This window comes from Corynebacterium sp. ACRPE (genome assembly GCF_022347435.1).
GTDB lineage: Bacteria > Actinomycetota > Actinomycetes > Mycobacteriales > Mycobacteriaceae > Corynebacterium > Corynebacterium tuberculostearicum_D.
Genome location: NZ_JAKRNA010000017.1, coordinates 40,912 through 50,470, shown reverse-complemented (window position 1 = coordinate 50,470; position 9,559 = coordinate 40,912). Strand labels below are relative to the sequence as shown.

12 protein-coding genes are annotated in these 9,559 nt (G+C 62.0%); 8 read left to right on the top strand and 4 right to left on the bottom strand.

All coding sequences use genetic code 11. The features are described from left to right. Positions 1 to 163: 163 nt before the first annotated feature. The 3 genes from MHY13_RS08905 to MHY13_RS08895 are packed head-to-tail and all read left to right on the top strand — an operon-like array spanning position 164 to position 1,615. The gene (locus MHY13_RS08905) at positions 164 to 322 is read left to right on the top strand and encodes a DUF4177 domain-containing protein (protein ID WP_005323131.1); all 159 of its coding nucleotides are present in this window, start codon (positions 164 to 166) and stop codon (positions 320 to 322) included. Next, complete coding sequence (locus tag MHY13_RS08900) at positions 323 to 781, top strand: RidA family protein (RefSeq protein WP_204610437.1); 459 nt, start codon at positions 323 to 325, stop codon at positions 779 to 781. A gap of 18 nt (positions 782 to 799) precedes the next feature. Next, entirely contained in the window at positions 800 to 1,615 is an 816-nt protein-coding gene (locus tag MHY13_RS08895; protein ID WP_204610435.1) for an MBL fold metallo-hydrolase, read from the top strand. A 221-nt stretch (positions 1,616 to 1,836) separates the two neighbouring features. Here the strand turns inward: MHY13_RS08895 and glxR are convergent, their stop codons facing one another. Next, positions 1,837 to 2,520: a CRP-like cAMP-activated global transcriptional regulator GlxR gene (glxR, locus tag MHY13_RS08890; RefSeq protein ID WP_005323128.1), complete on the bottom strand. Its 684-nt coding sequence runs from the start codon at positions 2,518 to 2,520 to the stop codon at positions 1,837 to 1,839. Positions 2,521 to 2,860: 340 nt separating this feature from the next. Here glxR and nth point away from each other — a divergent pair, with 340 nt between their 5' ends. The 4 genes from nth to MHY13_RS08870 are packed head-to-tail and all read left to right on the top strand — an operon-like array spanning position 2,861 to position 6,042. Beyond that, entirely contained in the window at positions 2,861 to 3,517 is a 657-nt protein-coding gene (gene nth, locus MHY13_RS08885; protein WP_239230271.1) for an endonuclease III, read from the top strand. Between the two features lie 9 nt (positions 3,518 to 3,526). Then, positions 3,527 to 4,090, top strand: a complete 564-nt coding sequence (locus MHY13_RS08880) for a TlpA disulfide reductase family protein (RefSeq protein WP_239236318.1) — start codon at positions 3,527 to 3,529, stop codon at positions 4,088 to 4,090. Then, positions 4,087 to 4,788: a CoA pyrophosphatase gene (locus MHY13_RS08875; protein WP_239193747.1), complete on the top strand. Its 702-nt coding sequence runs from the start codon at positions 4,087 to 4,089 to the stop codon at positions 4,786 to 4,788. The genes MHY13_RS08880 and MHY13_RS08875 overlap by 4 nt, the downstream gene beginning before the upstream one ends. 57 nt (positions 4,789 to 4,845) lie before the next feature. After that, positions 4,846 to 6,042, top strand: a complete 1,197-nt coding sequence (locus tag MHY13_RS08870; RefSeq protein ID WP_239193749.1) for a MarP family serine protease — start codon at positions 4,846 to 4,848, stop codon at positions 6,040 to 6,042. Here MHY13_RS08870 and MHY13_RS08865 read toward each other — a convergent pair. Beyond that, positions 6,039 to 6,953: an alpha/beta fold hydrolase gene (locus MHY13_RS08865; RefSeq protein ID WP_239193751.1), complete on the bottom strand. Its 915-nt coding sequence runs from the start codon at positions 6,951 to 6,953 to the stop codon at positions 6,039 to 6,041. The two genes, MHY13_RS08870 and MHY13_RS08865, sit on opposite strands and share 4 nt — an antisense overlap. A gap of 120 nt (positions 6,954 to 7,073) precedes the next feature. Continuing rightward, entirely contained in the window at positions 7,074 to 7,577 is a 504-nt protein-coding gene (locus MHY13_RS08860; RefSeq protein WP_239282899.1) for a phage holin family protein, read from the bottom strand. Between the two features lie 108 nt (positions 7,578 to 7,685). Between MHY13_RS08860 and MHY13_RS08855 the strand changes: the two genes are divergently transcribed. Then, complete coding sequence (locus MHY13_RS08855) at positions 7,686 to 8,402, top strand: oxidoreductase (RefSeq protein ID WP_204610428.1); 717 nt, start codon at positions 7,686 to 7,688, stop codon at positions 8,400 to 8,402. On the opposite strand, the gene MHY13_RS08850 is transcribed toward MHY13_RS08855, so the two are convergent. Further along, positions 8,399 to 9,280 carry an HAD family phosphatase gene (locus MHY13_RS08850; protein WP_239282898.1) on the bottom strand — a complete coding sequence of 294 codons (882 nt, stop codon included), beginning with the start codon at positions 9,278 to 9,280 and terminating at the stop codon, positions 8,399 to 8,401. The two genes, MHY13_RS08855 and MHY13_RS08850, sit on opposite strands and share 4 nt — an antisense overlap. Positions 9,281 to 9,559: the final 279 nt, after the last annotated feature.

Below are 9,559 nucleotides of genomic sequence, written 5' to 3'. Positions count from 1 at the left end.
AAAAGCTCCACTAACTGCTCACGCTGAACTTCACTCAGCGAACTACGTGCTCTCAAAGAAAATGCTCCCCACTAGTTGTTGGCAACTGATTTCTCAGTCCAACTAATGGGGAGCAGTTCAATTTAGACGGCGTGGGGCGTATTTAATAGTTAGAATGGGCCCCATGACTAAATGGGAATACGCAACCGCACCTGTCCTTACCCACGCCACCAAGCAGATCCTCGATTCTTGGGGTGAAGATGGCTGGGAACTGGTCACCGTCACCCCGGGTCCTAACCCGGAAAACGTCGTGGCCTACTTCAAGCGCGAGGTGGCAGAGTAAATGGGCTTTCATGCTCGCTTGCGGGAGCTGGGGTATGAGCTACCGGGCGTCGCCAAGCCGCTAGCGTCCTATGTGCCGGCCGTACGCGTGGGTGATCAGGTCTGGACTTCTGGCCAGCTTCCCCTCGTGGAGGGCGCCTTGCCGCTAACCGGCAAGGTTGGCGCCGAAGTCACCACGGAACAGGCCCAGGAACAGGCACGCATCGCGGCGCTCAATGCGCTCGCTGCTATCGATGCCGAAGTTGGTCTGGACAATGTCTCCCGCGTGGTAAAAATCGTGGGGTTTGTGGCCTCCGATCCGGCCTATGCCGACCAACCGGTAGTTATCAATGGCGCCTCCGATTTCATCGGTGAGGTCTTTGGGGATGCTGGAACGCATGCTCGCTCTGCCGTGGGCGTAGCCGCGTTGCCTAAAAACGCCCCGGTAGAGATCGAACTAATCGTAGAAATTGCTGCTTGATCGGATAGGCTAGTAACTATGGAGCACCCCGCATATAGTCAATTGCGTCCCGTCAGCCAATCCGTTGGCGTAGTCCTTTGTGATAACCCCAGCTACACCGCCCTTGAGGGCACGAATACCTGGATTATTCGCGCCGCCGAAGACTCTCGGGCGATTGTCGTGGATCCCGGTCCCGAGGATGAAGGCCATCTCAACGTTGTGCACCGCAACGCAGGTGAGGTGGCTTTGATTTTGATTACCCACCGCCACGATGACCACGCTTCGGGCGCACAACGCTTGCGGCAGATGACCGGCGCCCCCATCCGCGCCTTCGATCCGAGCTACTGCAATGGTGCCGAGGCCCTTCAGGACGGCGAGCACATCTCCCTCGATGGCATCACCCCAAGTCTCGAGGTCGTGCACACCCCAGGCCATACCGCGGATTCCACCTGCTTTTTTGTGTGGAGCGGTGAGGTAGGAAATTCCCGCCTCGAAGGCATTATCTCCGGTGACACCATCGCCGGCCGCCACACCGTTCTGCTTTCGGAGACGGACGGTAACTTGGCTGATTACCTGCAGACCCTCGACACCTTGGAAGAGCGCGGCAAGGATATTGCGCTGTTCCCAGGACACGGTCCGGACTTGGATGACACCTCGCAGGTGGCCCGCAAGTACATTGACCGCCGCCACTACCGCCTTGACCAGATTAAGGAGATCCGCTCCCGCCTAGGCGATGATGTGGATTTGAATACCCTGGTCAACGAGATGTATGACGACGTGGACCCGGTGCTGCGCCACGCTGCGGAGCAGTCCACGCGCACCGCGCTGAAGTACTTGGACGGCGAGGCTAAATAAGCCTGTCTCCGTTCGCCCCTCTTCCTCTTTGGTGGGGAGAGGGGCTTAACTGTGTTTGTGGGCTGAGGCAGGAGGAGCGCAGGGCCGACGTATGGCCGCGGTGGGGCCCGCAGGCGGTGCGGAGTGGAGCGTACCGTGGCCACAAGTGCGGTGCGGAACTGGTTAAAAGGGGGTAAAACCAGCGAAACCCCGCCGGAGCGGGGTAGCGAACTGGCGCGGTCTTAGCGAGCGCGGCGGGCGAGGTGCTCGGTATCGACGATGAGCACGGACTTGCCTTCGAGGCGGATCCAACCGCGGTGCGCGAAGGTGGCCAGCGCCTTGTTGACGGTCTCACGGGAAGCGCCCACCAGCTGGGCAATCTCTTCCTGGGTGAGGTCGTGGTTCACGCGCAGGGCGCTGCCTTCCTGAACACCGAAACGGTTAGCCAGCTGCAGCAAGGTCTTTGCCACGCGGCCCGGAACGTCGGTGAAGATGAGGTCAGCCAAGTTGGCGTTGGTGCGGCGCAGGCGGCGTGCCAGCACGCGCAGCAGCTGCTGAGCGATTTCGGGGTGGTCACCAACCCACTTCTTGAGCAGCTCGGAGTTCATGGTGGCGGCCTGAACCTCGGTCACACACACGGCGGAGGAGGTGCGCGGGCCCGGATCGAAGATGGACAGCTCGCCAAACATATCGGATGGGCCCATGACCGTCAGCAGGTTTTCGCGGCCATCCGGGGCGTGGCGGGCGAGCTTAATCTTGCCCGAGGTGATGATGTACAAGCGGTCACCGGGCTCGCCTTCGTCGAAGATGGTGGTTCCGCGCGGGTAGCGCACGGTCTCCATCTGCTCGATAAGGTGCTGCACTGCAACGGGATCAACGCCTTGGAAGATTCCGGCGCGGGAGAGGATGTCCTGTACGCCTTCCACGTTTTACTCCTTGGATGTCGACTACGAAAGTCCATAGATGAGCCTGTGCCACATCTGGGTGCGGTCTTTCATGCACTCGACAATGCGGAACAAGCGGGGTCACTGTGTAACGCGTTTCATCTTACAGTGTAATTGGTCACTTTTGGTACTTCACAGAAATTTTGTCACACTATAGAAACTCTACTCGTGCTAGTGCACGGTTCAGGCCAGCAGTTTTGCGGCCTAGTCAGCAAAAACGACTGCCTCGAGCTTTTCCATAAGGAGGGCGAAAAGGGCGATGGCAAGTGGTACCAGAATCACGAGTGAAATCATGTTTTCCTAGTCTACTAAGCTAAACCCCATGAATTCAGCACTGTCAGCGGCCAGCGCGCCGGAGCTACGCGCACCGGAAGTAAATCGGCGTTTGGCGCAGGAGTATCCGGATGCACGGTGTGCCTTGGATTATGACTCCCCGCTGCAGCTGCTCATTGCCACCGTTCTTTCCGCACAATGCACGGATGAACGCGTGAATTCGGTGACCCCTGAACTCTTTGCCCGCTACCCCGAGGCGGCAGATTATGCGGCTGCGCAGCGTTCGGACTTGGAGAGCATCCTGCGGCCGTTGGGCTTTCAGCGCGCCAAGGCGGGTCACCTTTTGGGCATCGGGGAGAAGCTGGTGGCAGATTTTCAAGGCGAGGTCCCGCGCACGGTCAAGGAACTGACCAGCTTGCCCGGTGTTGGTCGCAAGACCGCACTGGTGGTGCTCGGAAATGCCTTCGGGATTCCTGGGCTGACCGTGGATACGCACTTTAGCCGCCTCATGCAGCGGCTCGGGCTGACGGGGGAGAAGACCCCGGTCAAGATTGAGCGGGACATCGCTAAGCTCGTGTCGGAGGAAGAGTGGACGATGTTTTCGCACCGCGTCATCTTCCACGGGCGTCAGGTCTGCCATGCGCGCACGCCGGAGTGCGAAGCATGTGTTCTGCGGGATATGTGTCCAGCCGCTCGTGGGCGCTAGGCTAACGGTATGAAGAACTACGTCCTTGGCACGGTGATTGCCGCGATCCTCATCACCGTCATTGCGGTAGCTGGGGTCTCGCAGTTGCGGGGTGGGGACGGATCCGAGGAGGCGTCGCCAAGCGAGGCTTCCCCGCAAGAAGTCCCGCAGCGCCCAGACTGCCCGGCCGGCACTGTGGCTGGGGTAGAGCTGGAGTGCCTAGGCGGTGCGGCCGCCGGAAAGCCGGCCGATGAGGGCGTATCCGTGGTTAACGTGTGGGCGTGGTGGTGCGAGCCGTGCCGCGCGGAGCTTCCCTATCTGCAGGATGTGGCGGAAGCGCACCCGGACTGGCAGGTCGTAGGCGTGCACGCGGATAAGAACGCGGGAAGTGGTGCAGCCTTCTTGAATGACCTGGGCGTGGAGCTGCCGAGCTTCCAAGATTCGGATAATAAGTTCGCCGGTGAGCTGGGCCTGCCGGGCGTGGTGCCGGTGACCGTGGTGCTCAAGGACGGCGAGGTGCGCAAGCAATTTGCGCAGCCGTTTAGCTCCGCAGCGGAGATTGAAAAGGCCGTGGAGGAGGCGATTGCGGCATGAGTCAACTCCTTCCCGAGCGCACGCCAGAATGGCTCAAGCCGGCGCTGGGGGTAGACCCCAGCCAAGTGCAAGAGCTCATTGGCAACCGCCAGGCTTCGTCCCTCAATGGCACCAATGTGCAGGTGCCGGTCAAGCGGGAAGCGGCCGTGCTCATGCTGCTGAGCGGTGAGAGCGCGGAGGAGGCCAGCATCTTGCTCACGCATCGCTCGCCGTCCATGCGCTCGCACTCGGGCCAGATTGCCTTTCCCGGCGGCCGCCGGGATCCCGCGGATACTTCCCTGGTGGATACCGCGCTGCGGGAAGCCTGGGAGGAAACGGACCTGCAGCGCAACTCCGTAACCCCGCTGGAGCAGTGGGAGCAGCTGCATATTCGCGCCACCGGCAATCCGGTGAGCCCGATTTTGGCGCATTGGACCCAGCCGGGGGAGGTCTATCCCGCCAGCCCCGATGAGACCGATGATGTATTTCTCGTACCGATCCGGGAGTTAGTCGATCCGCGCAACCGCTTCATGGTGGGCTTTAGAAAATGGCAGGGACCAGCATTTCACGCCAATGGCTACGTCATTTGGGGCTTTACCGCCGGCGTGCTCTCGGCGCTTTTGCAGCATTCCGGATGGAGCGTGCCATGGGATAACAATTCAGTCATGGACCTGCGTGACTCCCTCACAAACTCCCGCAATAATGAGAAGATGTCCTAACCGCTGGTGCCGCGGTACGTATACGTCTTAAACCCCAGATAGAAAGAACCCATAGCCATGACTCCTGCGCTCTTCGTTGACGGCCTGATTGTGGTCGCCGTCCTCATAGCGCTCCTGAGCGGGTGGCGCAATGGCGCCCTCGCGGCGGTATTGGCCTCCATAGGTGTGGGCGCTGGGGTAGTGCTAGGCATTGCCGTGGCCCCAGCCGCCCTGCGCTTGGTGGAGCAGCCCTCGCTGCGCTTGCTGCTATTGGTGGGAATCCTGGTGCTTTTTGTGGGCATCGGGCAGCTTATCGGGTCCTCGTTGGGCGGCAGCGTGCGCGATCGCATGAAAGCGCGCAAGACGCAGCGCCTCGATTCTGCCGTGGGTGCGGTTTTTCAAGCCTTTGCCGCCTTGGTGGTTATATGGCTGATTTCTATCCCCGTGGCCACTAATTTAGGCGGTGCGGCCGGCCAGGGCCTGCGCGATTCCCGCATCTTGGGCAACCTCAACTCGGCCGCACCGGCGCAGGTAGCGTCGCTGCCCAATGGGGTGGCGGCGATGCTCAACGAGTCCGGCCTGCCGCCGCTGGTCTCGCCGTGGCAAAACTCGATTAGCACCGAGGAAGTAGAAGAGCCGGACCCAGACGTGCAGGATCCGGAGATGGTGCGGCGCATGCGGCCGTCTATCATTCACGTGCTTGGCGACGCCGAAGAGTGCTCCCGCCGCCTCATGGGTTCCGGCTTCGTGGCGGCCGATGACTACGTGATCACCAATGCTCACGTCGTGGCCGGCACGCAGACCGTGCGCTTGGATACCAAGGTGGGCCTCAAGGACGCGACCGTGGTCTACTACAACCCGGATGTGGATGTGGCGGTGCTGCACTCGCGCGACCTGGGCATCGATCCACTGCCCTGGGCCCAGGCCCCGGCCCAGACGGGCGATGATGCCATGGTCATGGGCTTCCCGCACTCCGGGCCTTTCGACGCCGAGATGGCGCGCGTGCGCGATCGCATCACCATTTCCGGCCCGGATATCTACTCGCATGGTCGCGTGGAACGCGATTCCTACACCGTGCGCGGCAAGATCCAACAAGGAAATTCCGGCGGGCCGCTGGTCAACACGGCCGGCGAGGTCCTCGGCGTGGTCTTCGGCGCCTCGGTGGATGATTCCGAGACGGGCTATGCCTTAACCGCCGATGAGGTCAACGCCCAAATCGGAGACATCACGCAGCTTACCCACCCGGTTGATACCGGGGAGTGCGTGGCGCACTAGTTATGTTCTTGTAGCCAGGCCGCCAGCATGGAAACGAAATCCGCCGGTGCTTCCAGGTGAGGAAGGTTCTTCGCGCCGGGGACGGTCGTGGCGGTGAATCCGCGGCGGGCGCGCGAGGCGGCGCGGCGGACCACAGGGTTCCACAGTCGCTGTTGGGCGTGGATGAAGAGAACGGGACGCTCTACTGCCAGTTCCACCCAGGTCAAGGGGACCACGGCGGTGCGCATGCGGTGGTTCCACAAGATTCCACGGCGGACGCTGCCGATGCGGGAGGCGCGCAGGCGGAGATCGAGGATGCGGTCTAGGGCGGCGTCGGCAAGCAAAGGCCCCGTATCCAGCTCCAGCTCCTTGCGATAGGCGCGGGGGCTAAGCAGCAGGTTTTGGGCGCGGGTAACGCGCGGCAGGCGGCACAGCAGCGAGCGCAGGTTAATCCAGCCAAAATCCCACGGCCGGGCGGCAATCGCGCGGCGCAGATCTACCGGGTGGGCGGCGGAAATGGAGGCCAGGCCGCGCACCCGCTCAGGGCGCTCAGCAGCCAGGCACCAAGCCACCGCGCCGCCGGTATCGGCGCCTACTACAAAGGCGTCGTCGTGGCCCAAGGCTTGGATCAGCCCGCTAATATCGCCCACCAAGGTACGGATATCCTGTCCCGGATCAATGGGTGGCTTATCGGACATGCCAAAACCTCGCATATCCACGGCCGCGACGTGGAAGCCGCGTTGGGCAAGCGGCGCTATGACGTCCTGATAATCGAACCACCCGCCAAAAGCGCCGTGGATAAGCACCACTAGGGGCTGCGTGCTATCGCCCGCCGTGGCTACGTGCAAGCGGATGCCGCGGGTGTGGACGAACTCATGCGCATAAGGTCCATCCAGCTCCACCGTTGAGGGAGGCAGGGGTGCGAAGGCCATGGTGCCGCCTTTCTATAGTTGGGGCAGAAACGGTAGAGAAAAGGGGAGGAAGTACACAAAATCCGCCCCAGGCTAGCTAGGGCGGATAGAGGGGTGCACGTACGCGTGGCGCCTGCCGGTTTAGGTGTAGAGGCCGTGGGTGTTCTTACGGTCCAGGGACTTCTGCGCCTTGCCCGGAACCAGGTTCTTGAGCTCCTTGGTGGAATCAATGGTCTTCTGCGGGGCCTTGACCTGCTTGACATTCTTCAGGCCAATGAAGGCCAGGATGCCGGCGAGGACGATCATGATCAGGAAGACGATCAGGAACGCTGCCCAGCGGTCCAGCCAGATGGCGAGGAGCTCAGCCAGGAAGAAGAAAAAGAAGAAGGAGCTATACAGTGCGATGGTGCCTGCGCCGCCGAAGAGGCCTGCACCGATGCCGCCCTTCTTAGCAGACTCTGCCAGCTCGGTCTTGGCTAGCTCCACCTCGGAGCGTACGAGCTGGGACATCTGCTCGGTGGCGTTGGAGACCAGCTGGCCTACCGAGGTCTCGGACGAGGACGTATCCACGTCACTCAAAGGGATCGAGTTCACCTTCGGTGCAAATTGATCAGTACCGTCGGTAAAAAGTCCGTCGTTGCTCACGATTAATTCTCCTCGCGTTTATCTAAACCTTGTAATGTCCCCAATAATAATGGAATCACTATTATCCCATGGTGCCACGCATACTTAGGGACTTCCACGGCTATCCTAATGGATATGTCAGAAAATGACGCGTTATCCCCGCTGTTTCGCCTGCCGGGGGTGAAAGAAAGTGCAGAAAAGGCCGCCGCTGCCATTGCTCGTGCACACCGCCGACCTGCAGGATTGCGCAAGTTTGAGGTTATCTCTGCGGAGTCCCTTATGCGCGGCGCCCGTGCCAGCGTGGCGCTGGACGGCCACGCCATCCCCCCACATCCGGGACCAGAAGATATGGAAGAAGGGCCGCTGGCCAGCGCAGTCAGCGCCTATTCCGTGGCCGCCCCGGAACTCTTAGAAGCCACGGTGCGCTCCTTTGCTAGGGCACCGCTGCAGGTACTGGCGCGCATTGACGTCGCGGCCGGCGGTACCGGCATTCCGGCCGGCGAGAGTGCGCGCTTGCAAGGGCTGGGCCGGCTCATCGCGCAGGGTGGCGGCCCTGCCTTCGATCTCTTGCTGCCGAGCGTGGTCCATGCCGAGATTGCCGCCGGCGAGTTCTTCGGCCCTCGCAGTGGCCTCGTCGCCCGCGTTGCCTCCCGCCTCGCCGCGGTGCATACGGGCTTTGACCCGCGCGGTTTCGCCGTGCCCGAGGTCTACTACACCCGTCACCGCGCCGAGTATGCCGCCGCGGTGGGCAATTACCGCACCGCGCTTGCCGACGCCCTCTTAACCCACCTCGCCGCCTGGACCGCCGGCGGCAAAGAAGCCGACGCGATTGCCCGCGCGGCCTAGGAGGCGCGCCGTGGGCCCCGCTTGGGCGGGCCGGGGCGGCCCGGGTGCTGGGCGAGCCACAGGCCAGCGCCGATAACTGCCGCGGTACCTGCCAGAACGGAGGCGCCGATTCCAATTTCTTTGGCGGTCGGCGCAGGCAGGAGCGGCTCTGGGTCCTTAAAGGAGCGGATCTCCCATTCGTGGGCGAGGGCGTGGCGCTTTAGCTGCTTGTCCGGGTTGACGGCGACGGGGTGGCCTACCTTTTCCAGCATCGGGATATCGGTAGCGGAATCCGAGTAGGCATAGCTGGCATTAAGGTCGAGGTTTTCTGCCGCTGCGGTCCGCTCCAGTGCCTCTGCCTTATTGGGGCCCTTGCAGTAAAAGAGCACCTCCCCGGTAAAGCGGCCGTTTTCCTCTGCCAATTCGGTGGCGATGACGTGCTCGACGCCGAGTTCCTTTGCGATGATGTCCACCAGCAGGGCCGCGGAGGCAGAGACGATGACCACGTGGTGGCCAGCGGCGCGGTGGGCGCGGATGAGTTCGCGGGCCTCGGCATAAATGGAGGGTGTGACCACGTGATGCATGGTGTCGCGGGCGATGGCGCGCACCTCGTCCACGGACCACCCAGTGACCAGTGCAGTGAGCTGGTCGCGAGTGGAATCCATGCCTTCGCTGGTCAGCCCGGAGAACATATAGCTGGCCTTAGCAAGTGAGAGCTGCAGCGCTTCGGCCGGCGAGATGAGCCCGTTGTGGAGGAACTCGCGACCAAACGCATAGGCCGAGGAGGTGGCGATGATGGTCTTATCGAGATCGAAAAACGCCGCGGTGCGTGCGGGGTCGCCGCCGGTGCGGGTTGCGCTGGCGGGGCGGGGATGACGGGGCTCGCGGGAAGTAGGCATGATGTGCTGCCGAGTGTAGCCGCCCTCAGCGCTTGCTGGTGTAGAAGTGGCTGGCGTTAACGGTGATTTGTATGTCACTAATGTGGGATTGGGAACCCGCGTGGGGGTGGCGCTGAGTGAACATGCATTCGGTGCAGGTCAGCGCCGTGACCGTGGAAATCTGCTGTTAGCTGTTGTGATTGGGTGGCGAACATGTCATAATAATGCGTGCAAGGCCCCGATATACTGTGCGGCCTGCCCCGGCTCACCCCCCCGAGGCCGGGTTACTGACGGCCCGCG

Coding starts and splice junctions, on each gene's coding strand:
- MHY13_RS08875 (WP_239193747.1), top strand. CDS start 4,087: ATGAGTCAACTCCTTCCCGAGCGCACGCCAGAATGGCTCAAGCCGGCG.
- nth (WP_239230271.1), top strand. CDS start 2,861: ATGAATTCAGCACTGTCAGCGGCCAGCGCGCCGGAGCTACGCGCACCG.
- MHY13_RS08905 (WP_005323131.1), top strand. CDS start 164: ATGACTAAATGGGAATACGCAACCGCACCTGTCCTTACCCACGCCACC.
- MHY13_RS08850 (WP_239282898.1), bottom strand. CDS start 9,280: ATGCCTACTTCCCGCGAGCCCCGTCATCCCCGCCCCGCCAGCGCAACC.
- MHY13_RS08870 (WP_239193749.1), top strand. CDS start 4,846: ATGACTCCTGCGCTCTTCGTTGACGGCCTGATTGTGGTCGCCGTCCTC.
- MHY13_RS08855 (WP_204610428.1), top strand. CDS start 7,686: ATGGATATGTCAGAAAATGACGCGTTATCCCCGCTGTTTCGCCTGCCG.
- MHY13_RS08895 (WP_204610435.1), top strand. CDS start 800: ATGGAGCACCCCGCATATAGTCAATTGCGTCCCGTCAGCCAATCCGTT.
- MHY13_RS08865 (WP_239193751.1), bottom strand. CDS start 6,953: ATGGCCTTCGCACCCCTGCCTCCCTCAACGGTGGAGCTGGATGGACCT.
- MHY13_RS08900 (WP_204610437.1), top strand. CDS start 323: ATGGGCTTTCATGCTCGCTTGCGGGAGCTGGGGTATGAGCTACCGGGC.
- MHY13_RS08880 (WP_239236318.1), top strand. CDS start 3,527: ATGAAGAACTACGTCCTTGGCACGGTGATTGCCGCGATCCTCATCACC.